Origin of the sequence: Microbulbifer sp. THAF38 (assembly GCF_009363535.1) — a bacterium.
Lineage (GTDB): Bacteria > Pseudomonadota > Gammaproteobacteria > Pseudomonadales > Cellvibrionaceae > Microbulbifer.
Window position 1 is genome coordinate 1,579,367 of sequence record NZ_CP045369.1, and the last position, 17,049, is coordinate 1,596,415.

A 17,049-nucleotide genomic window follows, 5' to 3' on the forward strand; every position below is an offset into this window, starting at 1 on the left:
TGTTGTAAGTATTGTGGTTTCTGTTATGCGTTAGCGGCAGCTGTTTGGGTAGCTGCCATTCCTCAGCTTATTTTAAGCTGGCTCCATGGCTGATTCACTTTCAGTGGAGTCAACCTTAGTGGATTCCTGCCGCTCAAAATATGACAACAGAAGCCTGACCGCTTCCTGGTTGTCGAAATAGCGAGAATGTACTTTTGCCGCAATTTTATCTGGGAAAGTACCATAGGAGCCGATAACCTTCTCATAACAATTATGCACCTCTGGTACGGCTGAGCCACTGGCAAACCAGTCTGAGTGGGATTTGATATCAATCCATTCGATCAAGTCATCGCGTTGGGACAACTCCAGAACCTCATTTTGCAGCCAGGGAGCCTGCTTACCTAGAACTTCGATTAAAGAGCCCATAGTTAGAATACGCACAGGGGTACCGAAGGAAGGGAGATCTGCAAGCAGGTCCACGGTGACAACACTACCAAAGCTATGGCCAACAATGGTCACCGATTCATAATCCCCCAGGGCAAGGCTACTCTGCAGTTGCTCGCGTACGCGCCGAATAATCTCAAAGCGTACCGCGGGTTTGCCGCGGGCTGCGGGTTCATTGGTTAAGTAGCGCTTACAGAAATCAGAGATATCTACCAGCAGGGAAACAGGCATTAGGGCTACAACTGCGGTTGCCACTGCCCAGATCCGCCAACCGCCTATATATTCAACAGATTTTTTAAGTTCCTCTACTAAAGGGAAGAAAGGACTATCCGCTGCGGGCTCTATGGCTTCTACAAATAAGATAATGGTACCTAGGTACCAAACAATGAAAGCTAGCGCAGACAGGGTGAGTCCAAAAGTTAGGTACTTACGCCGCAATACCCCTTTCCAAATATGCAGGTTTGCGAGCCAGAACCAAATGAGCGAAAAGCCCCTGGCGAGGCGTGTCTTCAGTGTCTGCTGGGTGATGCTAGGTACCAGGTCGTTCCAGTAGGCTTCAACCAGGTCCAGTTCTATCTCTTGGCTGGCTGCGGTGGTTCGCAGGCGCTGAACCCCTGGGGGAATAGAGGGGGCGGCTATATGGGCGAGGGGCATGCGTTCACTTGCAGCAATCAAACCCTCGGTAAACTCTGAAAGTTGTGCGGTGCTGGTGACCCTGGTAAGCCCAGGGACCAGCATAATCAGGTTTCTTTTCATAATACTTCCAAATGATTGTATCGAGCCTCGGGCTTCTTCTTTCTTGGAGTTGGCGCCCGGGGCTCAATGGCCTGCATAGGCCGCATATTTTTCCAATTGATATTCTGTTAAGAAACAACCTTCCTTCTATTCTATAACGCACCAGCGTTGGGCTGAGCATGGCACAGCCAGTGCCGAAATTTTGATCTGCACTAAGTGATAATCAGATCAGGAGGCGTGAAAATTATGGGAATTGGTACTCATAGCGTGAGTCTTGTTCGATTTATATGTGATAGGGAAAGGGATGTAAACAGGAAGTTTTTTAATAATAGGGTTTGTACCCTGATAATGGAGTTAAACGCTGATATTGGGCGCAGAGATGTAAAAATAGTGATCCCTACTACCTCAGATAAGTGATAGGAATGGCAAGTTTGATAGTAAAAACGGGTTAATCAACAACCTCTGCTTTCAGATGTACGAGTACAAACTCATTACCATAAAGATCTTCAAAGTGCGCAAATTCAGCACTGGAATCAGAGAGTCTAGGCTTTGTAAACTTCACCCCATTCCCTCTCAGGCGTTGATATTCGTTTTCGAAGTCCTCTGTGTAAATAACCGCGCAGGGTTGGCCTGCGGTCTGTCTGCCCACCTGTTCCAATTGTGCATTGGAGGAGGCCTGTAGAAGCCATATTCCCATATCTTTTTGTTGGGGGAGTCGCAGGTGAACAAATCTTAGTGGGGGTGTCTCTGAGTCAACAAATACCTCGAAGCCAAGTTTATCACGGTAAAATACAATAGCTTCTTCGTAGTCTTTAACAAGAATAACCAGTCTTCCTATAGCCTTCATAAAGCCTCTCCGTCTCGATTAGCTGCTGATCACAGTGAGCCATATTGGTCAACGTTATGGCATTGAATATTACAGCAGTCTGAACGAGGTAAAGCCATAAAGAAGAATGGTCTGCCAAGCTGCTTGTAATTACACAGATATCCAAAGATTTGTTGTGAGTGAAATAATACGCTGATATTTATCTAATTTTAAGGGGGTGAGTCTTGCTGAAGAGTTAGGCCGCCAAGGCGAATGGCTGCAATCTGATTCAAAATGAGTGTTTAAACGCCTTTATTGGGGTGCTAGGTAGATTAGGGGGTTTTTGGCTGAATCAGTTTCGCCCCCTTCTTCTTAGAGCCATTTATTATTACCTGCTAAAGCTAGAATTGGCCTTTGAAGATCCTTTGATTTTCCGCCAACCTCCAATAGGGGCTGTGAATTGAGGGGCTGTGAATTGGTTCGTCAAAATATGGGGAATGTATTCAAGAGGAATCTTAGATATGGATATCAATAAAAAAGGTGTTGCCAAAAAATTTGTTCGCAACCTGTTGGGTGGTGCTTTGGCTCTAACTGTTGGTTTGAGTCTTGGAGATGCCAGTGCATGTACCAGAATTTTTTATGAGTCTGGCGATGGAGATTATATTACTGGGCGAAGCATGGACTGGAATGATACCAAGGCGGCAATGGATTTTTGGCTGTTCCCTAAAGGGATGCAAAGAAATGGTGGCGTAGGGGAGGGATCAATAACTTGGACTTCAAAATATGGTTCGGTAGTGATTAGTATTTATGAGGCGGCAACTTCCGATGGGCTTAATGAGGCTGGGTTGGTTGGAAACCTTCTCTATTTGGCTGAAGCTGATTATGGAAACCCCAAAAAACGTGGTAAACCAACAATCTCGGTTGGTGCATGGCTCCAATATATTCTGGATAATTACGCAACCGTTGATGAAGTAGTTAAGGCCATGGAAGCCGACCCGTTTACAGTGGTTGGGGCTAATCTACCTGATGGTTCTCCAGCCTCGGCGCATATTGCAATTTCTGATCCCAGTGGAGATTCAGCCATATTTGAGTATATCAATGGGAAGTTACAAGTACACCATGGTAAACAGTACAAGGTGATGACGAACTCCCCGGTATATGATCAACAACTTGCGATTAATACCTACTGGAGTCAAATAGGCGGTGATAATTTTTTACCGGGAACCATAAGTGCTGCTGATCGATTTGTTCGTGCCAGTTTTGCTCTTAAGTCTTCTCCAAAGTTTAAGGATCGTCGCGATGCAATTGCTTCTGTATTTTCTCAGGTGCGCGCTATCAGTGTACCTTTGGGAATGAGTAGTCCAGGAAAACCTAATATTGCCTCGACACTTTGGCGTTCAGTCATAGATCAAAAGAAGATGCGTTATTACTTTGATTCTGTGATTAACCCCTCGGTAGTATGGTTAGACTTCAGTAATTTAGATTTCAAAAGTGGGGCGAAGGTTTTGTCCTTGAAGATGGATACTCCCAGCGATATTGGGGGGGAGATCTCCTCACAATTAAAACCGGCAACACCGTTTAAATTTCTTGCACCAAAAAGTTAAGTTTTCTTGACAGGAAGCTACTGGCTACTGTTTGTGGGCTTTAAAGTGCGTTTGCAAAAGCACGGTAGATCGCTTTTTTACATATAGGGGTGGATATGAAAGATACAATGATCATGCGTAATATGCAGCGCCCTGAAGTCGATGTCTTGGTGAACTGGGCAGCTCAAGAGGGGTGGAACCCGGGAGTACATGACGCTGAAGCTTTTTGGCAAGCGGATTCAGAAGCATTTATCGCTGCACTGGTTCAGGAAAATATGATTGGTGGGGGCTCCGTAACCTCTTATGAGGGAAAATATGGTTTTATGGGTTTTTTCATCGTAAAGCCAGAATATCGCGGATTGGGCTTTGGTCGTAAGCTCTGGTACCACCGTCGTCAACGAATGCTTGAGCGATTATCTCCGGGAGCCTCCGTGGGTCTGGATGCCGCATTTCAAATGCAGGATTTCTATGGGGAAGGAGGTTTTGAATTCTCCCATCGCAACCTGCGCTTCAGTATGGATAAACCTCTAAGCAAAGCTAATAATAGCGCGAGCGAGTATGAGATTTGTCCTCTCGCTGATATTCCTTTTGATCAGCTACTTCAATATGACCTGACTTGCTTCCCTGCGTGCAGGGAGAAATTCCTGCGTACTTGGTTGAGTCCGGAGGGCGTTCAGGCTTTAGGTCTGATGCAATCGGGGGAACTCTGCGGTTATGGGGTTATCCGTCGCTGTGCAGATGGTTATAAGGTGGGGCCCTTATTTGCCAATAGCGGTGAATTGGCCGAAGCTCTATTGAGAGAGTTATCCAGTTCTGTAGAGGTTGGTCCAATATTTTTGGATGTGCCAGAAAATAATCCAGAAGCTATGGCTCTGGTAAAAAAATATAATATGAAGGAGGTTTTCGGTTGCGCACGTATGTATCTTGGCCCTAAGCCTGATATTGCCAATGAGCGGGTTTTTGGCGTGACCACCTTTGAGTTGGGTTGATGATCGAGCGCGATCTGCAAGGCTATGCTGGGCATCCCCCTGATCCCAGGTGGCCAAATGGAGCCAGGATAGCCGTTCAATTTGTGCTGAATATTGAAGAGGGCGCTGAATCTTGTGTATTAAATGGCGATGATCAATCTGAAGCCTATCTACATGAACTTTTCGGTAGGGAGCCACGCTTAGGGGAAAGAGACCTCAGTGTTGAAAGCATGTATGAGTATGGCAGTCGGGCAGGTGTATGGCGTATTCTCAATATTTTTAACTCTCATAATCTTCCGTTAACGGTATTTGCTTGTGGGTTGGCTCTGGAATTAAACCCAATCCTAGCAAAAGCCTTGGTAGCTGCAGGTCATGAGCTCGCTGGACATGGGTATCGCTGGTTAGATTATCGGCACATTGGCGAAGAGATTGAGCGTGAGCATATACAAAAAACGCGTAAAAGTATTGAAAGACTGACTGGAGAGAAAGAAATTGGCTGGTATATCGGCCGCACTAGTGTAAACAGTCGTAGACTCCTCGGGGAAATGCCGGACTTACTCTATAGTTCGGACTCCTACAGTGATGACTTACCTTATTGGAGCAATACGCCAAATCCTTGGTTAATTATTCCCTATACCCTTGTAAGTAATGATGTTCGATATCTTCTTCCAAACGGCTGCGCCTCTTCAAATGAGTTTTTCCATCTTTTAAAGGATAGTTTTGATCTTCTCTGGCAGGAGGGGGAGAGTCAGGCAAAAATGTTGACGGTTGGATTGCATAGTCGTATCAGTGGTCACCCGGCTCGAGCCATGGCTTTGATCCGTTTTCTGGATTATATCCTTAATCACGAAAAAGTATGGATTTGTCGAAGGGCAGACATTGCCAGACATTGGATTTCTCAATATCCGCCTTAGAGCGGGTGAATGATGAATCTCATAATATTCCTGGTAGTGCAATATCTATTGGGGTTTTGGAGATGGGAGTTTCTTTTGGCAGGAGGCTGGCAGCTATCGAGGGATTATAGATCTGCCAGCTGACTAAAATTTTTTCTTACTGGTTAAGTTGTTCTCGCTAATACTGCCCGTTGGCGACTGAAATGTTGCCATTCTTGTGTTGATTGTAGATAGTGAATGGGAGCACGGCTGTATCCGTTGCGGTAGATAGTACGCTATCTAAGAGGTATACACCGAGAAGCAGGTCGACATTAATCGATTCACTATCTGAATGCATTTTACACATATTGTAAGAAAGCCCACTGTAGACTCTCGGGATGGATTCACAGTTGGACTTCTGCCTTTTCAAATTCGCAGAAATTTCACGATCTGTGCTGGAGAGGGTGGTGAAGGTGCCGCATCCCGTTAGTAGGAGAGAGCAAATAGATAGGGTTAGAATTCTCATTTATATTGGTTTCTATGAAGGTTTAGAATTGATAGCCGAAGTGCAGTTTGAGTTCGGTCCCATCTCTGAATGAGCCATCTTTATTGGTCTTTAGATAGGATTTTCCAAAGCTTACGCCACCTAGGAGGCTGGCTTCGTCATATCTGTTAAAGAAATAAGTGTAAGATCCTGCGATATAGCTTTCATAGCGTCCTTTATATTTAAACTTGGCTGATGTCTGGTCATTTGGTGAAGTCGTAAGTAAGTTTGAGTTTTCATAAATATAATGCTCCCAACTTAGTTCTTTTGTTCTTACTAGCAGACCAAGGGAGTGTTTTGGATTGAGACTTCTTTCCCAGCCGAGCGATATCCCGTATTCTTCATCAAAATTGTCGGCTAGCCCTGCTCCAATATAAAAAGTGTTGGGCCCATTGGTGGTTGAATACTTTATGCCTAAAAGTCCTCCATATTGTGTGCCTACTCCAAGGCTTAAGTGATTATCCATGTTTGCGAATGCGAATGAGGGGAAAAGGATACCGACAAAAATCAAACTTTTCATTGTTTCTTCCATGTTTTCTTAAAGCGATTGTATTGACCTATAGGGTTCTAGGGAAGTTCCTTCGACAGAGTTTGTTTGCAAGGATTTTTATGAAAGGGGGTAAGCTACTTCTGTAAAATAAAAAATATTTTATTAATTTCTTGGTGGACTAAAAATTACAACTGATGTGGTAAATAAGGTTGTAGACTTGGTAGGTATTGCCTGCTCTCAGAAATAGTTTCTGAAGGGCAGGCAATGAATAAGGAGAGTGCTACTGGAGATTAGTCAATAGACTAAGCATCTAATTATTGATGAGCCGGAATGGCCTGGACAACTTTAATAAAGTAATCCCAGAAGTTGGCCACACTCTGGATATGCACTCTCTCTTCGGGAGAATGGGCGCGGCGGATGGTTGGGCCGAAGGAGACCATATCCCAGTTGGGGTATGGTTTGGCCAAAAGTCCACATTCCAGGCCGGCGTGGATGACTTTTACTTCTGCAGTTTCACCAGTCATTTCCCTGTACACTTCCCTCATCATGGCAAGAAGTGGTGATGCTGGGTTCGGTGTCCAACCGGGGTAGGCGTTATCCAGCTTGGCTTGTGCGCCGGCCAGTTCGAAAGTGGCGGCGACATCAAGACCGTGTTGATCTCGGGCACTGTCGGACAGGCTGCGTACCAGGCACTGGATGTGTACCTGGTGCTGGCTGTCTTTTTCCATGGTGACCACACGGGCCAAGTTGTTAGATGTGTCGGCAATACCCTCCAGAGCGGTACTCATACGCTCGACACCGTTGGGGCAGGCGCGAACAGCGCGAATTAACTTCAGTTGACTCGCCTCGTCCATGATATTCGCCGGTGCTTCGGTTACTTCCAAGCAGATTTCCAGCGCCGCTTCGTTATCGAGTTCGCGAGCAATTTGTGCGCTTTCATTCTCAACAATTTCTTGAAGCTGTTTCTGCGCGTTGCCAGGTACGACTAGGGTGCTGAAGGACTCACGTGGAATGGCATTGCGCAGGCTGCCACCGTCGAGGTTGGCAATACGTAATTGGGGGATGGATCGAAGGGCGATATCAATAATGCGGTTGGCGATTTTATTGGCATTACCGCGGCCCTTGTCGATATCCAGGCCAGAGTGTCCACCGCGCAGACCGCGCACTGCCAGTTTGAAAGCCACAGCATCAGCCATCAATGGTTCGGCGCTGTAGGGCAGGGTGACATTAACATCGACACCACCGGCACAGCCGATGTAGAGCTCCCCTTCATCTTCCGTGTCGAGATTCAACAGCAAGTCTGCTTCAAAATAACCGGGCTTCAGGTTTTTGGCCCCGGTCATACCCGCTTCTTCATCAATGGTCAGTAGTGCTTCCAGGGCTGGATGGGGGATATCTGTGGATTGCATCAGGGCGAGAATAGCGGCCACTCCGATACCATTGTCGGCGCCGAGGGTGGTACCTTCCGCGGTAACCCACTCGCCATCGACATAGGGTTTGATCGGGTCTGTCAGAAAATTATGGTCCGTATCGGCATTTTTCTGCGGCACCATATCTACGTGGCTTTGCAGGGCCAGTGTCTTGCGGTTTTCCATGCCGGGTGTGGCCGGCTTCTTGAGAATGACATTACCGATTTCGTCGAGCTGAACCTCTAAACCACGATGCTTGGCAAAATCCACAATGTATTCGACAACGCGATCTTCATGCTTGGATGGGCGGGGAATTTCGCAGAGCTTGGCGAAGTGCTTCCATAGTGGTGTGGGGTTCAGCTCAGCAATATTGCTCATTGGTGGCCTCGAGTGATTGTTATGGGGTGGCTTTATGCAGTGCCCTAAAATTTGGGCGGTTTGGGCATAACAGTAAAGAGCCCAGCGGGTGCTGGGCTCTTTGGGTTTTTTGAACTTATTTATCTGCAGCTGTGTCGCCTGGCGAACTCTCCTGTAAAAGCTCGAGAGAAATGCGACGCTTGTCGATATCTACAGAGGAAACTTTGACCTTGATAGCCTGTTCTAGCTGGAAGCTTTGCTCGTTGTAAGTGAGGGTCAGGTGCTTGCCGTCAAAATTCGGTAGGTTCTTTTTATCCCCGTTTAGGCGAACAAACCCATCGATACCAAATTCATCCAGGCGCACACCGAGTCCGGCACCATTGACCAGGGTGATCTTGCCAGTGAACTCTTGTCCAACTTTGTCCTGCATAAATTGGGTGTAAAGCCATTGCTCGAGAGCGCGATTGGCCTGGCGGCCGCGGATCAGGCTCTCCTGCAGGGATTCGATCTGCTCATCGCTCATCGCCACGGCAGTGTCATCCTGTAGGGCGGCACGCAATACCCGGTGGTTGTGCAGGTCATTGTACTTGCGGATAGGAGAGGTCACGGTAGCGTAGGATTCGAGACCCAGGCCCAGGTGTGCCCCAGCTTTATTGTCTAGCTGGCCGGGACGCAGCATACGCTTCAGTACCGCCAGCAGGTTTTGCATCTGAGCATCTTCATGGCTTTCAAGGTGCTTAACCAGGGCCAGGTAATGCGGCAGCTCGCTGAGGTCTTTCTCTGCATGCTCGGGCAGTAACTCCTTAAGGAGGCTGCGGACTTCACCCATGCGCTCCTCACGGAAGCCCAGGTGTACCGAGAAACAGCCCTGTTGCAGCTCTGCCAGTTTGCCGCCGATGCTGATATTGGTAGCGAGCATGGCTTCTTCCACCATGCGCTGAGCAACATTGCGCTCCTGCTTTTCGATACGTGCGATCTTGCGCTTGTCATCGAGGTGAATTTCGTAGTCAGGGCGGTCTTCCATCGCCAGGGAGTGACTTGCGCGATAAGCAGAGCGGGCTTCATAAACGGCAGCCAGGTTGCGCAGGCTCTGTTTCTGCTCTTCCGGTACAGCGGATTCGTCGCCCTCGATAAACTGGCTCACCTGGATGTAGCTCAGTTTGTGCTGGGAGCTGATCGCGGCATATTCGTAGCGGCTTTCGCCCAGGCTGCCATCGCTGTTGATATCGATATGAACCACCAGGGCTGGGCGCAGTTCTCCAGGTACCAGGGAGAATAGGTCTTCACACAGGTTGCGCGGTAGCATCGGCAGGGTTTCACCAGGCAGGTATTGGCTGTGAGCGCGTGCGAGGGCCTCTTTGTCCAGGGCGCTGCCGGCCTCAATCACACTGGAGGGGTCGGCGATGGCGATATGCAGGGTCCAGCCGCCGTCGCGGATGCTGACGGCGAGAGCGTCATCCATATCGCGGGTGCTTTCCGCATCGATAGTGGCAAAACCCAACTCGGACAGATCCTGGCGCTCAGCGATCACTGAAGTGAGTTGCGCGCTGATTTCCTTTGCCTGGGCTTCTGCTGCCTGGCCAAACTGCTCGGGCAATTTGAATTGCGCGACCACATAGGCATGCTCGATACCGGGGATATCGGGTTTGCCAATGACCGTTTCCACTTTTGCCTGGGCGCGGCCATCTTTAAAAGGGTGTCGATTGATTTTGCAGGCGATAAACTCGCCGGGCTGGGCCTTGCCACGGGCCTTGGGTGGCAGGAAGATCCAGCGCGACAGGCCATTTTGGCTGGGCTGGATAAAATGCCCTTGGCCCCGCTGTACATATTGCCCCACCAGATAATCCAGCTGGCTGTCGATCAGGGTATCCAACTCAGCGCTGAGCTTGCCCTTCTTTTCCTCGCTGAGGCTGACGCGAACACGATCACCGGGGAAAACCCGTTCCATCTCATTGGGAGGCAAAAAAGCCTCGCGTCCATCCTCCAGCTCCACAAAGCCAAATTTGCCGTTGCTGCCGCGAACCCGGCCCTCGGCAAACTCCTTACTGGAGCGAATATCTGTTTTCAGTTGTGAAAGTTGTTTCAGAGCGTCGGCATTCAGCATCGAGTTTATCTCTCGGGTCGATTTAGGCGCGGATTCTACCAGACCAAGGTGCAGCGGGTAACAGGGTGCTGGGATAGGAGAAAATATCCCAGTTTGATCAAGCGCAAAGGTACTAGGTTGAAGTAGCTGTCAAGATTGATGACTGTATAGCCCTCTATGTTTCCGTAAAGTTAATTATCCTAAAAAAGAATAATCTGTGTGAGAATTTAGCTATTCCAGCGCCGTTCTGTGCAAAATATGCAAACTTTGTCTGCCGAAGCTAGATATAATCTTACCCCTAAATAAAAACAGATAAGGGCTGTGGTTGTTCCCCAGCTGTAGAACCGGCCTTCCGGAGAGGAACAGTTAATGAGTATTTTTTCCCATTCCGCCTACGATAAACACGAACAAGTGGCGTTTTACCAAGATGCTAAGAGTGGTCTCAAGGCAATTATCGCGGTACACAATACGAATTTAGGTCCCTCCCTGGGTGGCTGCCGCATGTGGCCATACGCCGATGACGGCGAGGCTTTGAATGATGTTCTGCGCCTGTCCCGTGGGATGACCTACAAGTCCGCTATGGCAGGTTTGAAGCTGGGCGGCGGTAAATCAGTCATTATCGGCGATCCTCGCAAGGAAAAGACTCCCGAGCTATTGCGCGCTATGGGCGAGTTCATCAACACCCTGGGCGGCCGCTATATCACCGCAGAGGACTCCGGTACCAGTGTTGCCGATATGAGCATTATCGGTGAGACCACCGAATACGTATCCGGCCTGTTTGCGGGCTCTGAATACGGCGGTGACCCTTCTCCCTCCACGGCATACGGTGTGTTTGTCGGCCTCAAGGCTGCTGTCGAGCACCGCTGGGGCAAAACAGACCTCACAGGCTTGAAAGTTTCTATCCAGGGCGTTGGTAACGTGGGCTTTCGCCTGGGCAAACTACTGAAAGATGCCGGTGCTGAGCTGTTTGTCACCGATATTTTCCAAGATAACATCGACCGTGCAGTAACCGAGTTGGGTGCTATTGCCGTTACCGCCGATGAAATTTTCGATCTGGATGTGGATCTGTTTGCCCCATGCGCGATGGGTGCCATCCTCAATGACGACACCATTTCCCGCCTGAAAGTGGGCGCTGTGGCTGGTGCAGCCAATAACCAGCTGGCTGAGGAGCGCCATGCAGCTGCTCTGCGCGAGAAAGGTATTTTGTATGCGCCGGATTACGTGATCAACGCCGGTGGTATTATCGACGTTTACTACCAGCAAAAGGGTGACTACGACGCCGCAGAGGTGCGTGCCCATATCGAAGAGATCGGCAGCACCATGAAAGAAGTGTTTGAGCGCGCGGATGAGACCGGTGAGACCACAGCGCATGTGGCCGACCGTATCGCTGAAGAGCGCTTTGGACACCACTCCGTGACCGGTGATACGGAAAACAAGTCCGGCACTGTGGCAGCATAATCTAATTCGGCACGGGAGATGTGCCGATGACCTGATCCCTGGCGATTGGCATCATCGCTTCTCTCTGTGATGTATTTATTTGGGCACTTTAGTGCCCATTTTTTTGTCTGAAGATTGATGTAGTGACTTGGTACCTCATTCTGGTACCAGGTTTGTGGTTTATTACTGCGGAAGGCTAGCCAGTAAATGGATTGGATACTGGCCTAAACTTGCCATCCTGAATCCGCGGTTATTACTAGGGAGTGACAATATGGACTTGCGTCCAGTGTTCTTCAGTATCGTTATCGCTACTGCCGGTCTCGCCGGCTGTGACCAGTCTACGGACAATACGCCCCACGCTCTTTCTGTGGACAAGGAAGCCGCTGCAAGTAGTAAAAATGCGGCTATTGATAAGAAAGCTTTCGTACCGCCCCCTCAACTGGATATCCCGTTTCACAAGGAAGTTCTCCCCAACGGACTGACTGTGATTGTGCACGAGGATCGCAAGGCTCCGGTTGTCTCTACCAATATCTGGTACAAAGTGGGTTCCAAAGACGAGCCGAAAGGTAAAACCGGCTTTGCGCACCTGTTTGAACACTTGATGTTCAACGGTAGTGAGAACTACCCCGGTGAATACTTCGAACCTTTCCAGCGCTCCGGTGCCACCGATATGAACGGCACCACTAGTAACGACCGTACCAATTACTTTGCCACCGTCCCCAAGGGTGCTCTGGATATGGCCCTATGGATGGAGTCTGACCGGATGGGTCATTTCCAGGGCGCCATCACCCAGGAAGTACTCGATGAGCAGCGCGGGGTGGTAAAAAACGAGAAGCGCCAGGGTGAAAATGCGCCCTACGGTAAGGCTTTCGACATCATTGCCAAAAGTACCTTCCCGGCGGATCACCCCTATTCATGGACGCCTATCGGCTCTATGGAAGACCTGGACAATGCCAGTCTCGAAGACGTTAAAAAGTGGTTTGCGGATCACTATCAACCGGCCAACGCCACCTTGGTGATCGCCGGTGATATCAGCGTCGATGAAGCGATGGCCAAAGCGCGCAAATATTTCGCGGATATTCCCAGTACCAAGGTGCAACCTCGCATCAAAAACTGGGAGTTGCCTTCCCAGGTGAAAAAACGGGAGGTCGTATACGATCAGGTGCCGCAAACCCGTATTTATAAGGTCTGGAATGTGCCGGCAGTGGGCAGCGAGGAAGAGCATGCGCTGGAGTTGATGACTTCCCTGCTGGCAAACCGCAAAAACTCTCTGCTATATCGCCGCTTGGTTCGAGATGAAAAAGTGGCCACCAGTGTGAGTGCTTTTTACTACGGCCGCCAGTTGGCTGGGCAGCTGATTATTGTGGTGGATGTAAAACCGGGTCAGTCTGTCGATAGAGTTGAAAAACTTTTAAATAAGGAATTGCAGCAATTTGCCAAAAACGGCGTCAGTGCAGAAGAGCTGCGCCGGGTAAAGCAGGGCGAGTTTGCCGACCTGGTTAAAGGCCTGGAAAAAACCGGTGGTTTTGGGGGGAAAAGCGATATTCTGGCCCGCTCGGAATTTTATTACGATGATCCCGGCGCATTGCTGAAAGGCGTCGAAGACTATGCCAAGGTTTCAGCCCGCGAGGTGCAGGACGTCGCCGAGCAGTGGCTTAAGGATGACTCTTATACCTTGATTATCGAGCCCCAGCAGCAGTACACCGCGGCAACAGTGGGTGCGGATCGCAGTAAGCTGCCGGAGGTCGATAAAAATGTAGAGCTGGAATTGCCCAAACAGCAGAATTTCACTCTAAAAAATGGACTCCGGGTGGTTCTGGCTGAGCGCCACGATACACCAGTTGTACTGATGAATTTGCAGTTTCGCAGTGGCGCCTCCGCAGATAAAAACAAACCCGGACTCGCTTCAGTGGCCGCACAGATGCTGAATGAAGGCGCCGGAAACCTGGACAGCCTCGAGTTCAGTGCCAGGGCCGAGGAACTGGGAGTTAGTATCGGAGGAGGTAGCGGTCTGGATTACAACTCTATCAGCATGAGTGCTCTCAAGTCGCAACTGAAACCCTCCCTGGAGCTATTTGCCAAGGTGGTGACAGAGCCCCGCTTCCCTGAATCCGATCTCGAGCGGGTAAAGTCCAATCGCTTGGATGCCATTGCCCAGGAAAAGGCGCAGCCGCAAGGGCTGGCTCTGCGCGAGTTACCGCCACTGCTCTTTGGTAGCGAGCATCCTTACGGTGCCCCTTTGACCGGCTCAGGCACACCTGAGGGCATTAAGTCGATCACTCGCGAAGACCTGGTGAACTTCCAAAAGACCTGGGTGCGCCCGGATAACGCCACGCTCACCATCGTTGGTGACGTGACAGAAAAAGAGATTGAGCCGCTGCTGAATGAAACTCTGGGTGGCTGGAAGGCTCCTAAGCAGGCGCTACCAAAGATTGAAGTGGCCAAGGTGACGCGCCCTGAAAAGGCCAGGGTTTATCTCCTGGACCGCCCCGGCGCTCAGCAGAGTTATATTATGGCCGGGCTGGTGATGCCGCCCTGGCAGCCAAAGGGGGCGGAAGCCTTTGAGGCAATGGCAAATACGATTGCCGGCAAGTTTACCTCCCGGGTAAATATGAATCTGCGCGAGGATAAGCATTGGTCTTATGGTGCCCGTGCGGTTTCCATGGATACCGAAGGCCAGCGACCTTACATTCTATTTGCCCCGGTTCAGACCGATAAAACGGCCCCTGCAATCCAAGAGTTGATCAAAGAATATCGAGAATATTTGGCTGATCGGCCGATCACAGAAAAGGAGCTGGAGGACTACCGAAACGATGAAGTGCTTAAACAGAGCGCTCGTTTCCAAACCAAGGGGCAGCTGCTCTCCAGTATAAACTGGCAGGTGGAAAAAGGATTGCCAGAAGATTACATCGCCGAATATCCCCAGCGGGTTGCGGCGCTGAAGAAAGAGCAGGTTGAGGCCTCGGCACAGGAGTTTCTCGCTCCAGATCAATTTACCTGGGTCATTGTTGGTGATCTGGACAAGATTAAAGGAGAGGTTGAAGCCCTGGATATCGGCCCGGTGGAGGTTTTACCCGCTAAAGATTAATAAAAAAATTATTGTTGCATAAAAAATGCCCCGCTCTCTTGTGAATCGGGGCATTTTTTTGTGTGGTGTCTGCTGGCTCTTTACGTGGCTATAGAGCTAGATCACATCAGGTCTTGCGGCTAGGACCTGTCAAACTCACTTTAGGCTTTAAAGCTCGGGCGTTGCTTGAGTTGCTCACGCCAGCGTATCAGGTGGGGGTGCTTTTCGGCATCCGGGCGTAGGTTTTGCACTTTACCAAAATCCAGGCTGCAAACCATGCTGATATCCGCTACAGAAAAATAGTCACCTGCCAGATATTCATGATCCGAGAAGTGATCATTGAGGATGCCCATAAACTTTATTGCGCGCTTACCGGAATCCTCGCCAAACTCCGGGTAGACATTCATGCGGTCTTTGAAAAAGCCTGATACATGTTGGAAGCACATGCCCACTGGGAACATTAAGTTGAAGTCGGCACGGCGATTCCACATTTCCACCAGCGCTTTTTCTTTTGCATCGCGGCCAAACAGTGCCGGTTCTGGGTGTAGTTCTTCGAAGTAACGCTGGATGGCTACAGATTCTGAGATATAAGTGCCATCATCCAATTCTAATAAAGGGACTTTTTTGTTGATATCTTTGCTGCGATATTCGGGGCTGAGGTTTTCGCCCTTGGCGATATCTACATGGGAAAATTCCACTTCGATGCTTTTTTCCGCAAGATACATGCGAACTCGACGACAATTGGGAGCGCTTGCAAACTCATAGATTTTCATAGGGCTTTCTCTCGCCTTGGTGATTGCGTTAAATTGAGCAACTTTCCATAAAAACACAACAAATCTAAAAGAGACTTACTGGTGAGGACAATGACAACAAGTTCCAAGAGAGACTGCTTCTTTCGCCGCACTGTCACGGCCTTGGCTGTTTTTGTAGGCCTGTTTTGTCAGCAAGTTTCGGCTGAGGAAATGGCCATCTATGCGGGCAAACTCTTCAATAGCAGCAATGGTAAATTGTTAGAGAACCGTACCATTCATATCGTGGATGGTCGTATCGAGTCGGTGCAAAAAGGATTTGCCAAGCGGGAGAGTGAAATTCTCATTGATTTGCGCAATTTCACTGTGCTTCCTGGGCTGATGGATATGCATAGCCACCTGACCTATGAGTTTGGTCCTCGCGCTTACATGGAATCCTATACCTGGAATGCGGCAGACTTCACCCTTCGCGGTGTCGATGCGGCTAACCGTACTCTGCAGGCGGGTTTTACTACCATTCGTAATTTGGGTGATCACGATAATGTCACCGTCAGTCTGCGCCATGCGATTGAGGCCGGCACTATTGAAGGCCCGAGGATTTACACTGCGGGAAAATCCATTGCAACCACGGGTGGTCACGCCGACCCCACTAATGGCCGTCGCCATGATCTGGTGGGAAATCCCGGCCCGGCTGATGGCGTTGTGGATGGGCCTATTTCTGCGCGTAAGGCGATTCGCCAGCGCTATAAGGATGGTGCCGATCTGATCAAAATCACCGCGACCGGCGGAGTATTGAGCGTTGCGAAAAGTGGGCAAAATCCACAATTTATGCAAGATGAGTTGGAGGCAATTGTCTCCACCGCCAAGGATTATGGTTTTACCGTAGCGGTACACGCTCATGGTAAGGAAGGCATGATTCGGGCTATTCGCGCCGGCGTGGATTCCATTGAGCATGGTACTTATATGGATGAAGAGGTGATGGACTTAATGCGCCGCAACAACACCTGGTTTGTTCCGACCCTGATGGCTGGGGAGTGGGTAACCGAGAAATCTGCGATCGATGGCTTTTTGCCGGAAATAGTGCGCCCCAAGGCTGCCACCATGGGGCCTTTGATGCAGGAGACTTTTTCCAAGGCCTATAAACGCGGAGTTAAAATTGCTTTTGGGACCGATACCGGCGTGACCCGGCACGGGGAGAATGCGAGGGAATTTGCTTTGATGGTGCAGGGCGGTATGACTCCTGCTGATGCTATTCGCTCTGCAACCTGGAATGCCGCACAATTGCTACAAATCCAAGATGAGCTTGGCAGTATCAGTGAGGGCAAGCTCGCAGATATTATTGCAGTCGCGGGCAATCCTCTGGAGGATATCTCCGAATTGCAACGAGTGCAGTTTGTGATGAAGGAAGGCAAGATTTTCAAATACCCCAGTGAGCCGGCCGTGGAGGTATTTCTGGAGCATGAGGAGAATGGCTGACGGTGGTGTCTAGGGTACCGGCGCCGCAAAAAATTGCGGAGCCGGTAAAAA

The 17,049-nt window shown here is 49.5% G+C and carries 13 protein-coding genes; 6 read left to right on the forward strand and 7 right to left on the reverse strand.

Annotation, left to right across the window (positions count from 1 at the left end):
- Window positions 1-72: 72 nt before the first annotated feature.
- Together FIU95_RS06735 and FIU95_RS06740 are read right to left on the reverse strand one after the other, a co-directional pair.
- Window positions 73-1,179: a hypothetical protein gene (locus FIU95_RS06735; protein WP_152452694.1), complete on the reverse strand. Its 1,107-nt coding sequence runs from the start codon at window positions 1,177-1,179 to the stop codon at window positions 73-75.
- A gap of 427 nt (window positions 1,180-1,606) precedes the next feature.
- The gene (locus FIU95_RS06740; RefSeq protein ID WP_152452696.1) at window positions 1,607-2,005 is read right to left on the reverse strand and encodes a VOC family protein; all 399 of its coding nucleotides are present in this window, start codon (window positions 2,003-2,005) and stop codon (window positions 1,607-1,609) included.
- 479 nt (window positions 2,006-2,484) lie between these two features.
- Between FIU95_RS06740 and FIU95_RS06745 the strand changes: the two genes are divergently transcribed.
- The 3 genes from FIU95_RS06745 to FIU95_RS06755 all read left to right on the forward strand — a co-directional run bounded on the left by FIU95_RS06745 (window position 2,485) and on the right by FIU95_RS06755 (window position 5,428).
- A complete protein-coding gene (locus FIU95_RS06745; protein ID WP_152452698.1) occupies window positions 2,485-3,567 on the forward strand; it encodes a linear amide C-N hydrolase in 1,083 nt (360 codons plus the stop codon).
- Between the two features lie 95 nt (window positions 3,568-3,662).
- Entirely contained in the window at window positions 3,663-4,535 is an 873-nt protein-coding gene (locus tag FIU95_RS06750; protein ID WP_152452700.1) for a GNAT family N-acetyltransferase, read from the forward strand.
- Window positions 4,535-5,428 (forward strand): polysaccharide deacetylase family protein, encoded by an 894-nt coding sequence (locus FIU95_RS06755; protein ID WP_152452702.1) that lies wholly within the window; start codon window positions 4,535-4,537, stop codon window positions 5,426-5,428. Before FIU95_RS06750 ends, FIU95_RS06755 begins: the two co-directional genes overlap by 1 nt.
- A gap of 157 nt (window positions 5,429-5,585) precedes the next feature.
- Here FIU95_RS06755 and FIU95_RS21690 read toward each other — a convergent pair whose 3' ends face one another.
- From FIU95_RS21690 to FIU95_RS06775, 4 genes are all read right to left on the reverse strand, one after another.
- Entirely contained in the window at window positions 5,586-5,912 is a 327-nt protein-coding gene (locus FIU95_RS21690) for a YceK/YidQ family lipoprotein (protein ID WP_152452704.1), read from the reverse strand.
- Between the two features lie 22 nt (window positions 5,913-5,934).
- Window positions 5,935-6,450, reverse strand: coding sequence for a hypothetical protein (locus FIU95_RS06765; RefSeq protein ID WP_152452706.1), 516 nt, complete (start codon window positions 6,448-6,450; stop codon window positions 5,935-5,937).
- A 284-nt stretch (window positions 6,451-6,734) separates the two neighbouring features.
- Window positions 6,735-8,207 carry an aminoacyl-histidine dipeptidase gene (locus FIU95_RS06770; RefSeq protein ID WP_152452708.1) on the reverse strand — a complete coding sequence of 491 codons (1,473 nt, stop codon included), beginning with the start codon at window positions 8,205-8,207 and terminating at the stop codon, window positions 6,735-6,737.
- 115 nt (window positions 8,208-8,322) lie between these two features.
- Window positions 8,323-10,290 (reverse strand): VacB/RNase II family 3'-5' exoribonuclease, encoded by a 1,968-nt coding sequence (locus FIU95_RS06775; RefSeq protein WP_152452710.1) that lies wholly within the window; start codon window positions 10,288-10,290, stop codon window positions 8,323-8,325.
- Between the two features lie 348 nt (window positions 10,291-10,638).
- Here FIU95_RS06775 and FIU95_RS06780 point away from each other — a divergent pair, with 348 nt between their 5' ends.
- Both FIU95_RS06780 and FIU95_RS06785 read left to right on the forward strand, forming a co-directional pair.
- Window positions 10,639-11,727: a Glu/Leu/Phe/Val dehydrogenase dimerization domain-containing protein gene (locus FIU95_RS06780; RefSeq protein WP_152452712.1), complete on the forward strand. Its 1,089-nt coding sequence runs from the start codon at window positions 10,639-10,641 to the stop codon at window positions 11,725-11,727.
- 250 nt (window positions 11,728-11,977) lie between these two features.
- Window positions 11,978-14,794, forward strand: a complete 2,817-nt coding sequence (locus FIU95_RS06785; RefSeq protein WP_172975338.1) for a pitrilysin family protein — start codon at window positions 11,978-11,980, stop codon at window positions 14,792-14,794.
- Between the two features lie 140 nt (window positions 14,795-14,934).
- Here FIU95_RS06785 and FIU95_RS06790 read toward each other — a convergent pair whose 3' ends face one another.
- A complete protein-coding gene (locus FIU95_RS06790) occupies window positions 14,935-15,546 on the reverse strand; it encodes a glutathione S-transferase family protein (RefSeq protein ID WP_152452716.1) in 612 nt (203 codons plus the stop codon).
- 90 nt (window positions 15,547-15,636) lie between these two features.
- On the opposite strand from FIU95_RS06790, the gene FIU95_RS06795 reads away from it, so the two are divergent.
- The gene (locus FIU95_RS06795; protein WP_152452718.1) at window positions 15,637-16,998 is read left to right on the forward strand and encodes an amidohydrolase family protein; all 1,362 of its coding nucleotides are present in this window, start codon (window positions 15,637-15,639) and stop codon (window positions 16,996-16,998) included.
- Window positions 16,999-17,049: the final 51 nt, after the last annotated feature.